The organism is Streptomyces sp. NPDC052020 (assembly GCF_040680575.1).
In the GTDB taxonomy this organism is placed as follows: domain Bacteria; phylum Actinomycetota; class Actinomycetes; order Streptomycetales; family Streptomycetaceae; genus Streptomyces.
On sequence record NZ_JBFAWY010000025.1, the window covers coordinates 72,244 to 89,705 of the forward strand.

Consider the following 17,462-nt stretch of genomic DNA (forward strand, 5'->3'; position numbering starts at 1 on the left):
ATGAAGATCACTTTCCTGCTCCTCACCGCGGACGCCGTCGGAGGCACCGAACGGGCCGTCTTCAACCAGGCCGCCGAGCTCGTCGAGAACCACGACGTCCGCGTCCTGAGCATCCTCAAGACCCAGCCGCGGCTGTTCTTCCCGATCGACGAGCGCATCCGCGTCGACTACCTGATCGACCAGACCGGCCCCGCGCCCCGGCCCCTGCGTCCGACCGGCCTCGCACCCGAGGCGTGGGCCCAGGTCGCCGACCGCCCCAGCAGCCTGATCGACCCGTCGTGGGAGGCGGCGTTCAACCGGCTCACCGACCTGGAGCTGGAGTACGCCCTCCAGCACACCGACACCGACCTGCTCATCACCACCACCCCGGCGCTCATGGCCCTGGCCGTGCAGCTGGCCCCGCCCCGGGTGATGACCCTCCACCAGGAGCACCGCGTCTCCGAGCTGCGCGGCCCGAGCGCCGAACCGCTGCTGCGCTACGCCTCCCGGCTCGACGCGCTCGCCGTGCTCAGCGAACGCACCCGCAACTGGTTCGCCGAGACCCTCGGCCAGAGCGCGCCGCGCATCGACGTCGTGCCCAACGCGCTGCCGCGCGGATTCCGGCCGCGCTCCACCCTCGAAACGCGCACGGTCGTCATCGCCGGCCGGCTCGTCGGCGAGAAGCAGATCGACCACGCCATCACCATCTGGGACACCGTGGTCCGCCGCCACCCCACCTGGACGCTGCGCGTCTTCGGCGACGGGCCCCTCAGCGGCGCCCTGCGGCGGCAGATCGACGTACTGGGCCTGCACGACAGCGTCCAGCTCAACGGCAACTCCCCGCACCTGGCCGAGGAGTGGGCCAAGGCCAGCATCGCCCTGATGACCTCCCGCAACGAGGCCTTCCCGCTGGTGCTGACGGAGGCCCAGGCCGCCGGCGTGCCCGTGGTGTCCTACGACTGCCCCAACGGCCCCCGCGAGGTCGTCATCGACGGGCTCACCGGCATCCTCGTCCCGGCCAACGACACCGACGCCGCGGCCCAGGCGCTGATCCGCCTCATCGAGGACGCCCCCCTGCGCCACCGCATGGGACAGGAGGCCGCCGCCTCCGTCGCCCGGCTCGCCCCGCCCGTCGTCACCGCCCTGTGGGAGCGGATCTTCGCCGAGCTGGCGGCGGACCGGGCCTCGGGCCTGCGCGAGTCCCGCAAGGCGGAGCGCCAGGCGGTGCACGCCCTGATGAGCGGACACGAGGGCATGCTCCGGCCGGCCGCGCCCGCCCCCGCCACGACCGTCGACACCAAGGAGCAGCGCGCGCTGGAGGAGCGGCTGCTGCGCGCCGACCGGGGCCTGGTGCGCGACGGCGGACAGCTGTGCCGCCGCCTGGAGAGCGAGACCCCCTGGGACATCGTCCAGAACAATCTGGCCCTGGTCGCCGCCGCCCTGTCGCACGCGCAGATCCCGTACTTCGTCACCCGGGACACCAACGTCCGGCACGCCGTCGCCGTCCACGTCTCCAACCGGGAAGCGGTGCTCAAGGCGCTGACCGCGGCGCACGGCGGCAGCGCCGTCTACGTCTCCCTGCTGAACGAGCGGCAGAGCCCCACCGCCACGGTCCTCGCCGCCTTCGCCGAGCAGTACGCGCAGACTCCTTGCGCGGCGGTGCGCGTCTACCAGAACGCCGTCACCCAGGCCCGCACGCTCCGCCTGGCCGGCGTCTACGGCTGCACGATCAACTTCTGGGACGACGACCCGGAGACCCCCGGCATGATGGTCTCCCCGGTGCGCACCCTGATCGGCGACCGGGTGCCCGGCGCCGCCATGACGGCGTGCTCCACCGTGCTGGGCGGCCGCGCCTACCCGACGATCGAGCCGTTCGCCCAGACCCTCCACGGCGACGTGACGTTCCCCGTCGACGCCGTGTACACCTGGGTCAACGGCGGGGACCTCGCCTGGCTGGAACGGAAGAACGCGGTGATGCGCGCCCTCGGCATGGAGACCGAGGACTCCGCCACCAGCGCGGCACGCTTCCGCGACCGGGACGAGCTGCGCTACTCGCTGCGCTCCATCGACATGTTCGCCCCGTGGATCCGCACCATCCACCTCGTCACCGACCAGCAGGTGCCCGAGTGGCTCGACCTGAGCCACCCCCGGATCCGGGTCGTCGACCACCGGGAGATCTTCGCCGACCCGTCGGTGCTGCCGACGTACAACTCGCACGCCATCGAGAGCCAGCTGCACCACATCGACGGCCTGGCCGAGCACTTCCTGTACTTCAACGACGACGTGTTCATCGGCCGGGTGCTCCAGCCGGGCATGTTCTTCCACGGCAACGGCGTCGCCAAGTACTTCATGTCCCCGACGACCGTGCCCATGGGACACATCACGGCCGAGGACGAGTTCAACATGAGCGCGGCCAAGAACAACCGCGCTCTGGTCGCCGCGGCCTTCGGCCAGGTGCTCGCCCACTCGTTCCTGCACGCGCCGCACCCGCTGCGGCGCAGCGTGCTCGCCGACATCGAGAAGTACTTCGCCGACGCCGTCGCCGCCACCGCGGCCAGCCGCTTCCGCAGCCACACCGACCTCGCGATCGCCTCGTCGCTGCACCACTACGTCGGCTACCACACCCAGCGTTCGGCGCCCGGCAGCATCAACTGCGGCTTCGTCAACGTCGGCCTGAGCGAGCACAAGCAGCGCCTGTCCCGGCTCCAGCTCAACCGGCCGCACGACGTGTTCTGCCTGAACGACTACCACGACGGCGACGTCACCGAGGACGAGCAGGACGCGATCCTGGCGGCGTTCCTGCCCTCGTACTTCCCGGTGGCCAGCCAGTTCGAGGCCGGCTCACCGCGCAACCAGAGGTTCCACGCCGGGTACCTGCCCGAATGGCCCCTGTGACCGTGCCCGCCCGCCCGTCCGCCGTCCCCGACCGGAGCGCCCACCGACCATGACGCAGCCCGCCACAGCGCACCCCGCCTCGCTGTTCCAGGTCTTCGCCCACCCCGACGACGACCTGTACTTCGTCAACCCCGACCTGTGCCGGCTGCTCGCCGCCGGACACCACGTCACCAGCGTGTACCTCACCGCCGCCGAGGCCGACGGGCGCAACGTCGACACCCGCGACCCGCTCCGCGACCGCGGCCCCGTCGACTTCGAGGGCTACATGGAGGCCCGCCAGAACGGGCTGCGCGCCGCCTACGCGACCATGGTCCTCGGCAAGCGGGAGGCGCCCTGGGTCCGGGAGGCCGTCGAGCTGGTCCCCGGAGTGGCCGCCGAGCGCTGCTACCTCCAGGAAGCGCCGGGTGTGCAGCTGTTCTTCCTCGGACTGCGGATGGCGGACGCCGCCCACGGCTTCCCGCCCGACCAGCCGCCGGCCCGGCTGACCAGCCTGTGGGACGGGCGGGCGGCCCGCCAGCCCACGCTCGTCGCCGCCGAGTCGCCGCTGCGGCAGCCGCAGCTCCTGGGCCGCGAGGAGGTCGTCGCCGCGCTGGTGCAACTGCTCGGCTACGTCCAGCCCACGCTGATGTGGACCATGGACCCGGACCCGCTGCACGAGTCGTTCGACGAGGCCCGCGGCGTCACCTCCAGCGACCACGCCGACCACACCGCCACCGCCCAGTTCGCCCTGGAGGCGCTGCGCCGCCATCTGCGCGCGGGCGGCCGCCCGCCGCTGACCGAGCACTTCACCGGCTACGGCAACAAGACCTGGCCGAACAACCTCAGCGAGCGCTCCCACACCCTGAAGAAGAGCCTCATCGACGTGTACGCGGGGGCCGACGGCCACCCGTGCGCCCACCGCTACTGCGGCGACCTCCAGCTCGGCGACGGCGCCGACATCCGGCGCTACGGCTGGAGCACCCGCAGCCGCTATCCGCAGGGCACCCAGTGGCTGCACCGGCAGGCCGACGGCCGGCTCGCGGCCTACGCCGTCCTCGGCGACCAGGCCGCCGTGTGGACGGAGACGGAGCCCGGCGCGGGCCGCTTCGAGGGACCCCTGCTGCTGCCCGGCGGCGGTCTGCTGCCGTGCCTGGCCGTCGCCCCGGACCGCACCGGCGGCGTCCACCTGGTGGGCCTGCGCCGCACGGCGGGGGAGGACGGCCGGGTCGACGTGGACGTGGTGCGCATGTGGCGTCAGGCCCACACCGGCTCGGCGATGCCCTGGGAGTCCCTCGGCAACCCCGACGAGGCGACCGGGGACTGGCGCCGCTGCCGCGAGGTCGGCGTGCCCGCGGCCGTCGTCGACCCGGCGGGCCATCTCCACGTCTTCGTACGGAACTTCTCCGTCGGCGTCAGCATGCGCCGCGAGACGGCGGAGGGCCTGGCGCCGTGGGAGGTCTTCGGCGGGCGCTGGATGCAGGACGCCCTGACCGCCGTCCTGCGCTCGACCGGCCGTATCGACCTGTACGCCACCAACCGCACCGGCGGGGTGCGCTGGCGCCAGGACGCGGTCTACGGTCCCTTCAAACTGGAGGACCAGCTGGTCACCAGCGTGCCGGAGTCCTGGCGCCCGGCCTCGGGGCTGACCCCCGTGCAGATCGGCCGCAACCGGATCGCCCTGTTCTACCGGGAGGAGGACACCGGCGCCGTCATGCGTCACCAGCAGCGGCCCAACGGCACCTGGGAGCAGCGGGTGGATCGCCTCAGCGAGGACGGCGGCACGGGGGCCGTCGCCGCCGTCCGGCTCCAGTCGGCCGACCACGACCTGCTGGTCCTCGCCCGCCGGGACGAACTCAGCCGCCCCGCCGTCGCGGTGCTGTCCGCGGACGGACGCGAGGAGGGCCGGCCCGGGTGGCAGCGCCACCCCGTGCAGATGACCGGTGCGCCCGCGATCGCGGCCGACGCCCACGGCCGGGCGGTCGTCACCGTGCTCGGCGCGGACGGCCGGCTGCACTGGGCACGGCAGGAGGAACCCCGCCCGGGCGTCGGGTTCGGGCCCTGGCAGGCGTGCTGACCCGCATCGGCGGGCCGCTGGACGACCGAGGCGAGAAGAAGAAAGAAGTCATGAGGAAGATCTGCGTCATCGGCAACTCGGTTGCCGCCTCCCGTACGGAGGAGGAGGCCCCGCTCGCCGGGTGGGGCCAGTACCTCGCGGAGTTCCTGGGAGCCGACTGCGACGTACGCAACTACGCGCGCGACGCGATGACGCTGCGCGGGTACTTCACCGAGCGGTTCGCCGCGCTGCTCACGCTCGTCGGCCCGGGCGACGTGGTGCTCATCGCCTTCGGCCATGTCGAGCAGCGCGTCAACCAGCTCAACCGGTACCACGGGCCGCGGGAGTACCGCGAGTACCTGCGGTTGTACGTCGAGGCGCTGCGGGCCGAGGGCGCCGTCCCGGTCCTGGTCACCCCGACGGCCCGCTGTGTCTTCGACGTCACCGGCCGCCCCGTGGACACCCATGACGGCTACCCGGAGCTGACCGCGCAGGCCGCCGCGGAACTGGGCTGCCCGCTGGTGGACCTGACGGCCGCCACCACCCGGCTCCTGGCGGAACTGGGCCCCACCCGGGCACGCGGCCTCTTCCGCTGGCTGGACCCGGGCGAGCACCCCGGGCACCCGCAGGGCATCATCGACTCCACCCACTTCAACCACGCCGGGGCCCGCGAGGTGGCCCGGCTGGTGGCGAGCGGCCTGGCGGCCCTGCCGGGCCTCCCCCCGGGCCTGGTGAACGTCCAGTCCCTGATGCCCGGCCAGATACCGGGGGTGCTCACCGAGTTCACCGTGCAGAACCCGCAGCTCGCCCTCACGGCGCAGCCCGAGGTGCGGGCCGCGCCGGTCGTCGCCTCCCCGCAGCCCGGCCGGCTCGTGGGCGTCGGGCGGAAGCTGGCGGGCACGGCCCCCGCGGGCGCCCAGTACCTGCTGTTCTTCGAGGAGGGCCAGTACCTCGGCGGCACCCAGGTGGCCGCGGACGGGACCTGGCAGTGGCGGCGGGCCGTGCAGTGGCCCGAGGGCCGGCACAAGGTGACCGTCGTCGCCGCCGCGGGAAACGCGGTGTCGTCCGCGGCGGAGACCGAGTTCGAGGTGCTGGACCACCTGGACGCGCCCGAGGTGATCGGGCCGCGCCCGGGAGCCTGGAGCGGCCCCCGCCCCCGTTTCTCGGGCACGGCCGGGCGGGGCGCCGAGAAGGTCATGGTCCTGGAGCGGGGACGGCTGATCGCCGAGGCGCCGGTTCAGGAGGACGGCACCTGGCGGGTCACGCATCCCCACGACTGGCGGCCGGGCACCTACACCGTGGAGTTCGTCGCGGTGTTCAGCGCCATCCACTCGCCGCCCGCCGCACTGGAGCTGAAGGTGCACGGCGTCCCCGAGGACAGCTGGCTGCACACCTCCCTGTCCGCGCGCGTGCCGTGCGGCCCGGACTGCGAGCACTACCCCGCGCTGCCCGCCTGGTGAGTTCCGCCCGGCGGGGCGGGAAACGGAAGCGGGCATCGCCGGCCGGACCGGCGATGCCCGCTTACGCGCTGTGGGTCACGCCGGGACCGACGCCACCCCCGGCTGGAGGAACCGCTTGCCGTTCACCCGCTCGGAGACGCCCTCGCGGTCCAGGTACGGCGTGATGCCGCCCAGATGGAAGGGCCAGCCGGCGCCGGTGATCAGACACAGGTCGATGTCCTGGGGCTCGGCGACGACGCCCTCGTCGAGCATGAGCCCGATCTCCCGCGCCACCGCGTCCAGGACGCGGGCCCGCACCTGCTCCTCGGTCAGGACCACATCGCCCTGCTTCAGCAGCGCGGCGACCTCCGGGTCCAGCTCGGGCTTGCCGCTGTCGTAGACGTAGAAGCCGCGCTTGCCGGCCTCGACGACCGCCTTCAGGTTCGGGGAGACCGTGAAGCGGTCCGGGAACGCCTTGTTCAGCGTCTCGGAGACGTGCAGGCCGATCGCCGGGCCGACCAGCTCCAGCAGGACCAGCGGCGACATCGGCAGGCCGAGCGGCTCGACCGCCCTCTCCGCCACGTCCACCGGCGTGCCCTCGTCGATGACGTTCTGGATCTCGCCCATGAAGCGGGTCAGGATGCGGTTCACGACGAACGCCGGGGCGTCCTTGACCAGCACCGCCGTCTTCTTCAGCTTCTTGGCGACGCCGAACGCGGTGGCCAGCGACGCGTCGTCGGTCCGCTCGCCGCGCACGATCTCCAGCAGCGGCAGCACCGCCACCGGGTTGAAGAAGTGGAAGCCGACGACCCGCTCGGGGTGCTTCAGCTTCGACGCCATCTCCGTCACCGACAGCGAGGAGGTGTTGGTGGCGAGGATCGCGTGCGCCGGGGCGACCGCCTCGACCTCCGCGAACACCTGCTGCTTGACGCCCATCTCCTCGAAGACCGCCTCGATGACGAAGTCGGCGTCCGCGAAGCCCTCGGCCTTGTCCAGGACGCCGGTCACCAGCGCCTTGAGGCGGTTGGCCTTGTCCTGGCCGATCCGGCCCTTGCCGAGCAGCTTGTCGATCTCGGCGTGGACGTAGCCCACGCCCTTGTCGACGCGCTCCTGGTCGATGTCGGTCAGCACGACCGGCACCTCCAGGCGGCGCAGGAAGAGCAGCGCGAGCTGGCTGGCCATCAGACCGGCGCCGACGACACCGACCTTGGTGACCGGGCGCGCCAGGTTCTTGTCCGGGGCGCCCGCCGGGCGCTTGCCGCGCTTCTGCACCAGGTTGAACGCGTAGATGCCGGAGCGCAGTTCACCGCCCATGATCAGGTCGGCGAGGGCCTGGTCCTCGGCGTCGTAGCCCTGCTGGAGGTCGCCGTTCCTGGCGGCGGCGATGATGTCCAGGGCGCGGTAGGCGGCCGGGGCGGCGCCGTGCACCTTGGAGTCGGCGATGAACCGGCCGCGCGCGACCGCCTGGTCCCACGCCTCGCCGCGGTCGATCGCCGGGCGCTCGATCGCGATCTCGCCCTTGAGGACGGCCGCCGTCCAGCTCAGCGACTGCTCCAGGAAGTCCGCGCCCTCGAAGATCGCGTCCGCGATGCCGAGTTCGTAGACCTGCTTGCCCTTGAGCTGCCGGTTCTGGTTGAGGCTGTTCTCGATGATCACCGTCACGGCCTTGTCGGCGCCGATCAGGTTCGGCAGCAGGGTGCAGCCGCCCCAGCCGGGGACCAGGCCGAGGAACACCTCGGGGAGCGAGAACGCCGGGACGGCCGCGGACACCGTGCGATAGGTGCAGTGCAGGCCGACCTCGACGCCGCCGCCCATCGCGGCGCCGTTGTAGTACGCGAACGTCGGCACCGCGAGGCCCGACAGGCGCTTGAAGACGTCGTGGCCGCCCTTGCCGATGGCGTAGGCGTGGTCCCACTCCTTCAGCAGCTCGACGCCCTTGAGGTCGGCGCCGACGGCGAAGACGAACGGCTTGCCGGTGACACCGACACCGACGATCTCGCCGTCCGCGGCCTCCTTCTCCACCTGGTCGACGGCGGCGTTCAGGTTCGCCAGCGACTGGGGGCCGAAGGTGGTCGGCTTGGTGTGGTCGTGCCCGTTGTCCAGGGTGATCAGCGCGAAACGGCCCGCCTGGAGCGGCAGGTCGAAGTGGCGTACGTGCGCCTGCGTGACGACCTCGTCCGGGAACAGCTCGGCCGCGCCCTTCAACAGTTCGGCGGTGGTGCTCACTTGTCCCCCTCGAAGTGCGGGTTCTCCCAGATGACCGTCGCGCCCATGCCGAAGCCGACGCACATGGTCGTCAGGCCGTAGCGGACGTGCGGCTGCTCCTCGAACTGGCGGGCCAGCTGCGTCATCAGACGGACGCCGGAGGAGGCCAGCGGGTGGCCGAAGGCGATGGCGCCGCCGTACTGGTTGACGCGCTCGTCGTCGTCGGCGATGCCGTAGTGGTCGAGGAAGGCCAGCACCTGGACGGCGAAAGCCTCGTTGATCTCGAACAGGCCGATGTCGGAGATGGACAGACCAGCCTTGGCCAGGGCCTTCTCCGTCGCCGGGATCGGGCCGTAGCCCATGACCTCCGGCTCCACACCCACGAAGGCGTAGGAGACCAGGCGCATCTTGACCGGCAGGCCGTGCTCGCGGGCGAACTCCTCGCTCGCGATGACCGAGGCGGTGGCGCCGTCGTTCAGACCGGCGGCGTTGCCCGCCGTGACCCGGCCGTGGACCCGGAACGGCGTCTTCAGGCCCGCCAGGTTCTCCAGCGTGGTGCCCGGGCGCATCGGCTCGTCGGCGGTGACCAGGCCCCAGCCCGTCTCGCCGCCCTCGGGGTTGGTGCGGCGCACCGAGACCGGCACCAGGTCCTGCTGGATCTTGCCGTTGGCGTACGCCTTGGCGGCCTTCTCCTGCGAGCGCACCGCGTACTCGTCGGCGCGCAGCTTGGTGATCTGCGGATAGCGGTCGTGCAGGTTCTCCGCCGTCATGCCCATGAACAGCGCGGACTCGTCGACCAGCTTCTCGCTCACGAACCGCGGGTTGGGGTCGACGCCCTCGCCCATCGGGTGGCGGCCCATGTGCTCGACACCGCCCGCGATGGCGACGTCGTACGCGCCGAAGGCGATGGAGCCGGAGACGGTGGTCACGGCGGTCAGCGCGCCGGCGCACATGCGGTCGATCGCGTAGCCGGGGACCGACTGGGGCAGACCGGCGAGGATGCCGGCCGTGCGGCCGATGGTCAGGCCCTGGTCGCCGATCTGCGTGGTCGCGGCGATGGCGACCTCGTCGATCTGCTTCGGGTCCAGGCCGGGGTTGCGGCGCAGCAGCTCCCGGATCGCCTTCACGACGAGGTCGTCGGCCCGGGTCTCGTGGTAGATGCCCTTCGGGCCCGCCTTGCCGAACGGGGTGCGGACGCCGTCGACGAAGACGACGTCCCTGACGGTACGAGGCACGATGGCTCTCCTCCAGGGTGCGGGGTGGCACTGCTGCGGCACGCATGCACTGAGCGCGCGCTCAGCCTCATGCTACTTGTGGGTAACGTAGCTGCCCAGTCCCCCCGCCGGGAGCGGCGAAGGTCACACCGTACGGAGGACGCCGAAGCGCGAAGGCCCCCGGTTCCGCGATGGGTCCCGGCGTGGTCCCGATGACGCGGATCCGGGGGCGGGCCGGACGGACGGATCAGGGGCGGGCCGACAGGGCGGCGAGCAGCACGGGCGTCACCTGCTCCACCTGCCACGGCCGGGCCCCGTACCCGGCGAGCGCGGCTCCCACCGACTCGGCGTCGAGGGTCTGCGGCGGCTCCCAGCAGAGCCGGCGCACCGTGTCGGGCGTGATCAGGTTCTCCTGCGGCATGTTCAGCTCCTCGGCCAGCGCGCTCACCCCGGCGCGGGCCGCCGACAGGCGGGCGGCGGCGGCCGGGTCCTTGTCGGCCCAGGCGCGTGGCGGCGGCGGACCGGTCACCGGCTGCCCCGGCTGCGGCAGCGCGGACTCCGGCAGCGCCCTGGCGCGGTCGATCGCGGCCTGCCACTGCTCCAGCTGCCGCCGGCCCATGCGGTGCCCGAACCCGTTGAGCGCGGCGAGCGCGTGCGCGTTGGGCGGCAGGGCGGTCGCCGCCTCGACGATGGCCGCGTCGGAGAGCACCTTGCCCGGCGAGACGTCCCGGCGCTGCGCGATCCGGTCCCGGGCCTGCCACATCTCCCGCACGGCGGCGAGCTGGCGCCGCCGGCGCACCTTGTGCATGCCGGACGTGCGGCGCCACGGCTCCTTGCGCGGCTCGGGCGGCGGCGCGGCGGCGATGGCGTCGAACTCCTGCCGGGCCCACTCCAGCTTGCCCTGCCGGTCCAGCTCCTTCTCCAGCGCGTCGCGCAGGTCGACCAGGAGCTCGACGTCCAGGGCGGCGTAGCGCAGCCACGGCTCGGGCAGCGGGCGCGTCGACCAGTCGACGGCGGAGTGCCCCTTCTCCAGTACGAAGCCCAGGACGCCCTCGACCATCGCGCCGAGGCCGACCCGCGGGAACCCGGCGAGCCGCCCGGCCAGCTCCGTGTCGAAGAGCCGGGTGGGCACCATGCCTATGTCCCGCAGGCAGGGCAGGTCCTGGGTGGCGGCGTGCAGCACCCACTCCACGCCGGACAGCGCCTCGCCCAGACCGGACAGGTCGGGGCAGGCGACGGGGTCGATGAGCGCCGTCCCGGCGCCCTGGCGGCGCAGCTGCACCAGATAGGCGCGCTGTCCGTAGCGGTAGCCGGAGGCGCGCTCGGCGTCGACGGCGACGGGCCCGGACCCGGCGGCGAAGGCGGCGGTCACCCGGGCGAGGGACGCCTGGTCGGCGATCACGGGCGGAATGCCCTCGCGCGGTTCCAGCAAGGGGATCGGCGCCTGCGCGGCTGACGGTCCGCCGTCGTCCGGAGGGGCGCCTCCGGTGGTTCGCAGTGAACGGTCTGCTGCGGTCTCGTGGGCGTCGGTCACATGTCAAGAGTATCGGTGCGGCGAGGGCGCCCGCCGACGGAACGTTCCGTCGGCGGGCGCCCGGGGGTCACAAACCGGTCAGGCCGGTGAAAGGCCCGGTTCACGCGAGGCGGGGGACGCGGCCGTGCGCCGCGGCCGGATCGCGCGCACGCCGGCGGGGGCGAGGGGCCGGTGGGGCCGCTGGGGCCGCGGCCCGTGGGCCGGTGGGGGGCGATGGAGGAGATGAGGGGAAGCGGGGGGAAGAGAGTGACGGGCTGAGGGGGCGGAAGGGGCGGGGGGCTGGGGAAGGGGCGGGGCAGGGCGGGGAACGGAGGGAAAGGAGGGAAAGGGGTGGTCGGGGAGGGGGGTCAGTGGATGATGCCGGTCCGCAGGGCCACCGCGACCATGCCGGCCCGGTCGCCCGTGCCCAGCTTGCGGGCGATGCGGGCGAGGTGGCTCTTGACGGTCAGCGCGGACAGGCCCATGGACACGCCGATGGCCTTGTTCGACTGGCCCTCCGCCACCAGCCGCAGCACCTCGACCTCGCGGCCGGAGAGCTCGCGGTAGCCGCCCGGGTGGCTCGGAGCACCCGGGGGGCGGCGGTGCAGGCGGGCGGCGGCGGCGCCGATGGGGGCGGCGCCCGGCCGGGTGGGGAGCCCGACGTTGGTGCGGGTGCCGGTGACGACGTAGCCCTTCACGCCGCCCGCGAGGGCGTTGCGTACGGCGCCGATGTCGTCGGCGGCGGAGAGGGCGAGCCCGTTGGGCCAGCCCGCGGCACGGGTCTCCGACAGCAGGGTCAGGCCGGAGCCGTCGGGAAGGTGGACGTCGGCGACGCAGATGTCGCGGGGGTTGCCGATGCGGGGACGAGCCTCCGCGATGGACGAGGCCTCGATGACGTCGCGTACACCGAGCGCCCAGAGGTGGCGGGTGACGGTGGAACGGACGCGCGGGTCGGCCACGACCACCATGGCGGTCGGCTTGTTCGGGCGGTAGGCGACCAGGCTTGCGGGCTGCTCGAGGAGAACGGACACCAGGCCTCCTGGGGGTGCGGGACGGGTCGGCTCGTGGGGGAAGAAGCCGGGACGAACCGTGCTTTCAAGGTCACAGTGGTCTTCGGCAGCGAACGCGCCCTCCTTTAGAGAGTGATCACGATCCAGTGAGTAACAATCCGAACAATTCGGACACGCGGTCGATCATTCGAAGATCGAACGGTTTCGGTCTGGGTCGTTAACCGGCCGAAAGTGGCCGTATCGACAAAGTGACGTGATTTTCGGGTGTGACGTGGAGGGAGGCGCGAGCGACGTTTGAGCGCCCCTCCGGCCGGCCTGGAGGGGTCCGGGCGCGGAGCCCTGGGGAAGGGGTCGGCGGAACCGGAAGAAAGAGGAGGAAAGAAGGAAGAAAGAAGAAGGAGAGGGACACGGCGGCAGCGCCGCGCGGGGGCGGGACGTCGTCACCGGGGCGCCGCCCCGATCGCGGCGGGGGCGCGGCGTGGGGAGTGCGGCGCGAGGACGCGGCGTGGAGGCGCGGCGCGAGGGGCGGACGCGGTGAGCCGGCGGGGCTGGGGCGCGCCTGCGGGGCTGGGGCGAGCTAGCGGGACTGCGGTCCGCGCCGCTGCGGCAGCGTCACCACCGAGGCGTCGCCCGGCCCGGCCGGGGGCAGACCCGCGACCTGGGCCAGCAGGTCGCACCAGGAGGCCAGATGGGCGGCGGTGTCCGGGGCCCCGCCCAGCCCCTCGCGCGGCGTCCAGGAGGCCCGGATCTCGATCTGCGACGCGGACGGGCGGGTGGCGAGGCCGCCGAAGTAGTGGGAGCTCGCGCGCGTGACGGTGCCGCTCGGCTCGCCGTACGTCAGGCCGCGCGCCTGGAGCGCGCCGGTCAGCCAGGACCAGCACACCTCGGGCAGCAGCGGGTCCGCGGCCATCTCCGGCTCCAGCTCCGCGCGCACCAGCGTCACCAGCCGGAACGTGCCCCGCCAGGCGTCGTGGCCGGCCGGGTCGTGGAGCAGGACCAGGCGCCCGTCGGCCAGGTCCTGGTCGCCGTCGACGACCGTGGCCTCCAGCGCGTACGCGTACGGCGCGAGGCGCCGCGGCGGACGGGTCGGCTCGGCCACGATCTGCGGGCGCAGCCGCGCGGCCCGCAACGCCTCGACGGCTGCCCTGAAGGGCGGTGGCGGTGCCGTGTCCCCACGCCGGACGTCCCCCTCGGTGTCCTTCGGTTCGTCCATTCCGCCAGCGCCGTCCGACCTTCGTCCCTGAGCCGCAGCCATGCGGGGAAGATTAAGCGGAACGGCGCCCCGGCGCGGGGAGGGACACCCGCGGGCGGGCGCGATGTCCGGATCGGGCGGCGCGGGCCGGGGCGCTCCCGCCCGCCCCGCGGTCCGGGACTGTCGCAGGGACGTGCGAGACTTTCCGTCGTGAGTGCCAACGACAGCCCCGCGGGCAAGCAGCCGACAGCCACGTACGAGTCCGCCTTCCTCAAGGCGTGCCGGCGCGAGCCGGTCCCGCACACGCCGGTGTGGTTCATGCGGCAGGCCGGGCGCTCCCTGCCGGAGTACCGCAAGGTGCGCGAGGGCATCCCGATGCTCGAGTCCTGCATGCGGCCCGAGCTCGTCACCGAGATCACCCTCCAGCCCGTGCGCCGGCACGGCGTGGACGCGGCGATCTACTTCAGCGACATCGTCGTCCCCCTCAAGGCGATCGGCATCGACCTCGACATCAAGCCCGGCGTCGGCCCGGTCGTCGAGCGCCCGATCCGCTCGCGCGCCGACCTGGCGCGGCTGCGCGACCTGACCCCCGAGGACGTGTCCTACGTCACCGAGGCGATCGGTCTGCTCACGCGTGAGCTCGGCGCCACCCCGCTCATCGGCTTCGCGGGCGCCCCGTTCACGCTCGCGAGCTACCTGGTGGAGGGCGGCCCGTCCCGCAACCACGAGCACACCAAGGCGCTCATGTACGGCGACCCGCGGCTGTGGGCCGACCTGCTCGACCGCCTCGCCGACATCACCGCCGCCTTCCTGAAGGTGCAGATCGAGGCCGGCGCGAGCGCGGTGCAGCTCTTCGACTCCTGGGTCGGCGCCCTGGCCCCGGCCGACTACCGGCGCTCGGTCATGCCCGCCTCGGCGAAGGTCTTCGAGGCCGTCGCCGGGTACGGGGTGCCGCGCATCCACTTCGGTGTCGGCACCGGCGAGCTCCTCGGCCTGATGGGCGAGGCGGGCGCCGACGTCGTCGGCGCCGACTGGCGCGTGCCCCTCGACGAGGCCGCCCGGCGCGTCGGCCCCGGCAAGGCGCTTCAGGGCAACCTCGACCCCGCCGTCCTGTTCTCCTCGCCCGAGGCGGTCGAGGCCAAGACCCGCGAGGTGCTGGACGCGGCGGCCGGCCTGGAGGGCCACGTGTTCAACCTCGGCCACGGCGTGCTGCCGGCCACCGACCCGGACGCGCTGACCCGCCTCGTGGAGTACGTCCACACCCGGACGGCCCGCTGACGGATTCCGCGCGGTGCGCCCCGTGCCCCGGTCGGCCGCCGACCGGTCGGCGGGGCGCGCCGCCGCCTCGGCCGGTCCCCCGGCCGGACCGGATGGATGAACGACGGGCCTGCCCGGGCGCCGGCCGACGGGCCCGGCCGCGCCGCCCGCCCGCCGCGTCCGCGCAGGTCCCGCCGCCCGGGACACCGCCGGGCGCACCGTGTGCGGCCGTGGCACGGTGCGGCAGGACGGGCGGGGCGGCGGCGCCGCTGCGGCACCGGCCGGGAGCGCGTCCGCGCGGTGCGCCGGACGGCTTCGTGTACGGTCGGGTCGGTATCGTGCGGTCGCTCCCGTCTTCGATCGCTGCGGTGCCCCGGTGAACCCCGCGCCCCCTCGCCGGACCGGTGCGGCGACGGCGGGTGCCCGTGGGCGGGACAGGTGCCGGAGCGCAGGAGGTGAACGGCGGTGGCCGAGCAGGGCGGGAAGAGCCGTGCCACCGGTGCTGCTCCCGAGCGCGCGCCCCGCGTGCGCAATCCGCGCGGGCAGGGCGAGCGGCTGCGGGAGGACATCCTGCGGGCCGGCGGCCGCCTCCTGGAGCAGGTGGGCAGCGAGGACGCCCTGTCGCTCCGCGCGGTGGCCAGAGAGGTCGGCATCGCCACCCCGAGCATCTACCGCCACTTCTCCGACAAGACCGAACTGGTGTGGGCGGTACTGGCGGAGCACTACGAGCGCCTGACCGAGGTCATGACCGAGGCCGACGCGTCGGCGCCCGAAGGCGACCCGCTGGCCAGGCTCCGCGCCCAGCTGGGCGCCTACTGCCGTTTCGCGGTGGCCAACCCGGCGAAGTACCGCCTGATGTGCGAGACCTGGCAGACCCCCGTCGCGGACGAACGCCTCCACGGCCACCCGGCCGGGCTGCTGCTGCGCGCCCTGGCCCGGGCGCTGGAGCGCTGCGAGGACGCCGGGTGGCGGGTGCGCGGGACGCGCGCCGAGGCTCCGTACCTCCTGTGGTGCTCGCTGCACGGGCGGATCACGCTCTGGCGGGTCATGCCCCGCCAGAAGGATCCCGCGCGGCTGGACCGGTTCGTGGACGAGCTGCTGAGCCTGCTGCTGGAGCGCTGAGCCGGCTCCGCCGCACCACGCCGCCGGGACCGCGTGCCGCGCCGGGCGGGGCACGCGAGCGGGCGACGGCCCCCCGTCCCACCGGTGCCGCGCCGCCCTCGCGCACCGCCTCCCCGCTCACCGGCCGGTCACCGGGCTGCCCGGATCGCGCCCCCGCGCCGCGCCGCGGGCCGAGGCGGGCAGGGCGGGCGGTGCCTCCCCGCGGCCCCTGCCGGGCGACCGTCCGCGATGCCCAACTTCCGCACCGACGCCTGGATTTCACGCTTTCTTTACCGTCGCGGGGGTGCGGCCGCCTTAGGGATACATGTGTAAGCTAACAACCGTTAGCCCAGCCCTTCCCCCCACAAGGAGCGGCATGTCCACCCCCACACTCTTCCCCCCATTCCCCGTCAAGCCACCGTCCGGCTGCCCCTTCGACCCGCCCGAGGGACTGGCCCGGTTGCGCCTGGAGGAGCCGCTGTCCAAGGTCCGGCTCGACGACGGCGGTTGGGCTTGGCTCGCCACGCGCTACGCGGACGTCCGGGCGATCCTCGGTGACCAGCGTTTCAGTTCCGACACCTCCACCCCCGGCTATCCGGTCAGCGGCATGACCGGCGGCAGCCCCCGTCCGGACGCCGCGCGCGGCTTCATCCGCATGGACCCGCCGGAGCACACCCGGCTGCGCCGCATGGTCACCCGTGACTTCATGGTCAAGCGGGTCGAGGCGCTGCGCCCCACCCTCCAGCGCCTGACCGACGAACTGTGCGACGAGATGGAGCGCGTGGACCGCTCCGAGCACCCCGTCGACCTCGTCCAGGCGCTCGCGCTGCCGCTGCCCTCGCTGGCCATCAGCCTGCTGCTCGGCGTCCCCTACGAGGACCACGACACCTTCCAGCGGCTGACCGGCACCCTGCTGTCCCGCGAGACCGGCGAGGAGGTCCGCGGCCCGGCGCGCGCCGAACTCCTCGCCTACATCGACGGCTTGGTACGCGCCAAGGTGGCCGAGCCGGGCGACGACATCCTCAGCCGGCTCGCCACCGAGCAGCACGCCCGGGGCGAGCTGACCCACGAGGACCTCATCGCCTTCGCCGTACTGCTGCTGGTCGCCGGGCACGAGACGACCGCCAACATGATCGGCCTGAGCGCCCTGACCCTCATGCTCGACCCCGAGACCGCCGGCCGGCTGCGGGAGGACCCCTCCCTCGTCCGCGGTGCCGTCGAGGAACTGCTGCGCTTCCACAGCATCATCCGCAACGGCCCCCGCCGCGCCGCCCTGGAGGACGTCGAGGTCGGCGGACAGCTCATCCGCAAGGGCGAGGGCGTCATCGTCGCCGTGCCCTCCGCCAACCGCGACGAGGACGTCTTCCCCGACGCCGGCCGGCTGGACATCACCCGTCCCAACGCCCAGCACCACGTGGCCTTCGGCTACGGCATCCACCAGTGCCTCGGCCAGGCCCTGGCCCGCGCAGAGCTCCAGATCGTCATCACCACGCTGCTGCGCCGCTTCCCGGCGATGCGCCCGGCCGTGCCGGTGGAGGAGATCCCCTTCCGCACGGACATGGTCATCTACGGCTGCCACGCCCTGCCGGTCACCTGGTGAGCGCGTCCCTGCGCCAGCCCCCGCC

At 73.5% G+C, this 17,462-nt stretch carries 11 protein-coding genes; 6 read left to right on the top strand and 5 right to left on the bottom strand.

All coding sequences use genetic code 11. The features are described 5' to 3' along the window. From AB0L74_RS24130 to AB0L74_RS24140, 3 genes are read left to right on the top strand one after another with little or no spacing between them, the layout of a single operon-like run. Positions 1 to 2,874, top strand: a complete 2,874-nt coding sequence (locus tag AB0L74_RS24130; protein ID WP_365655969.1) for a stealth conserved region 3 domain-containing protein — start codon at positions 1 to 3, stop codon at positions 2,872 to 2,874. Between the two features lie 49 nt (positions 2,875 to 2,923). Then, the gene (locus AB0L74_RS24135) at positions 2,924 to 4,927 is read left to right on the top strand and encodes a PIG-L family deacetylase (protein ID WP_365655972.1); all 2,004 of its coding nucleotides are present in this window, start codon (positions 2,924 to 2,926) and stop codon (positions 4,925 to 4,927) included. A 50-nt stretch (positions 4,928 to 4,977) separates the two neighbouring features. After that, the gene (locus AB0L74_RS24140) at positions 4,978 to 6,366 is read left to right on the top strand and encodes a GDSL-type esterase/lipase family protein (RefSeq protein WP_365655975.1); all 1,389 of its coding nucleotides are present in this window, start codon (positions 4,978 to 4,980) and stop codon (positions 6,364 to 6,366) included. 75 nt (positions 6,367 to 6,441) lie between these two features. On the opposite strand, the gene AB0L74_RS24145 is transcribed toward AB0L74_RS24140, so the two are convergent. The 5 genes from AB0L74_RS24145 to AB0L74_RS24165 form a co-directional block, all read right to left on the bottom strand. Continuing rightward, a complete protein-coding gene (locus tag AB0L74_RS24145) occupies positions 6,442 to 8,571 on the bottom strand; it encodes a 3-hydroxyacyl-CoA dehydrogenase NAD-binding domain-containing protein (RefSeq protein WP_365655978.1) in 2,130 nt (709 codons plus the stop codon). After that, positions 8,568 to 9,785 carry an acetyl-CoA C-acyltransferase gene (locus AB0L74_RS24150; RefSeq protein WP_365655981.1) on the bottom strand — a complete coding sequence of 406 codons (1,218 nt, stop codon included), beginning with the start codon at positions 9,783 to 9,785 and terminating at the stop codon, positions 8,568 to 8,570. The genes AB0L74_RS24145 and AB0L74_RS24150 overlap by 4 nt, the downstream gene beginning before the upstream one ends. Before the next feature lie 226 nt (positions 9,786 to 10,011). After that, a complete protein-coding gene (locus AB0L74_RS24155; protein ID WP_365655984.1) occupies positions 10,012 to 11,298 on the bottom strand; it encodes a ribonuclease D in 1,287 nt (428 codons plus the stop codon). Positions 11,299 to 11,645: 347 nt separating this feature from the next. Beyond that, positions 11,646 to 12,308: a response regulator transcription factor gene (locus AB0L74_RS24160; protein ID WP_003993737.1), complete on the bottom strand. Its 663-nt coding sequence runs from the start codon at positions 12,306 to 12,308 to the stop codon at positions 11,646 to 11,648. A 556-nt stretch (positions 12,309 to 12,864) separates the two neighbouring features. Next, positions 12,865 to 13,542 carry a DUF3000 domain-containing protein gene (locus AB0L74_RS24165; RefSeq protein WP_365655987.1) on the bottom strand — a complete coding sequence of 226 codons (678 nt, stop codon included), beginning with the start codon at positions 13,540 to 13,542 and terminating at the stop codon, positions 12,865 to 12,867. A 147-nt stretch (positions 13,543 to 13,689) separates the two neighbouring features. Here AB0L74_RS24165 and hemE point away from each other — a divergent pair, with 147 nt between their 5' ends. From hemE to AB0L74_RS24180, 3 genes are all read left to right on the top strand, one after another. Further along, complete coding sequence (gene hemE, locus AB0L74_RS24170) at positions 13,690 to 14,757, top strand: uroporphyrinogen decarboxylase (protein ID WP_365655990.1); 1,068 nt, start codon at positions 13,690 to 13,692, stop codon at positions 14,755 to 14,757. 444 nt (positions 14,758 to 15,201) lie between these two features. Next, positions 15,202 to 15,858, top strand: coding sequence for a TetR/AcrR family transcriptional regulator (locus AB0L74_RS24175; RefSeq protein ID WP_365655992.1), 657 nt, complete (start codon positions 15,202 to 15,204; stop codon positions 15,856 to 15,858). A gap of 355 nt (positions 15,859 to 16,213) precedes the next feature. After that, positions 16,214 to 17,437, top strand: a complete 1,224-nt coding sequence (locus AB0L74_RS24180; protein WP_365655995.1) for a cytochrome P450 — start codon at positions 16,214 to 16,216, stop codon at positions 17,435 to 17,437. The last annotated feature ends 25 nt before the right edge of the window (positions 17,438 to 17,462 follow it).

Excerpts from the sequence above, each read along its gene's own strand:
- AB0L74_RS24180 (WP_365655995.1), top strand. The coding sequence starts at position 16,214 with ATGTCCACCCCCACACTCTTCCCCCCATTCCCCGTCAAGCCACCGTCC.
- AB0L74_RS24165 (WP_365655987.1), bottom strand. The coding sequence starts at position 13,542 with ATGGCTGCGGCTCAGGGACGAAGGTCGGACGGCGCTGGCGGAATGGAC.
- AB0L74_RS24140 (WP_365655975.1), top strand. The coding sequence starts at position 4,978 with ATGAGGAAGATCTGCGTCATCGGCAACTCGGTTGCCGCCTCCCGTACG.
- AB0L74_RS24130 (WP_365655969.1), top strand. The coding sequence starts at position 1 with ATGAAGATCACTTTCCTGCTCCTCACCGCGGACGCCGTCGGAGGCACC.
- AB0L74_RS24135 (WP_365655972.1), top strand. The coding sequence starts at position 2,924 with ATGACGCAGCCCGCCACAGCGCACCCCGCCTCGCTGTTCCAGGTCTTC.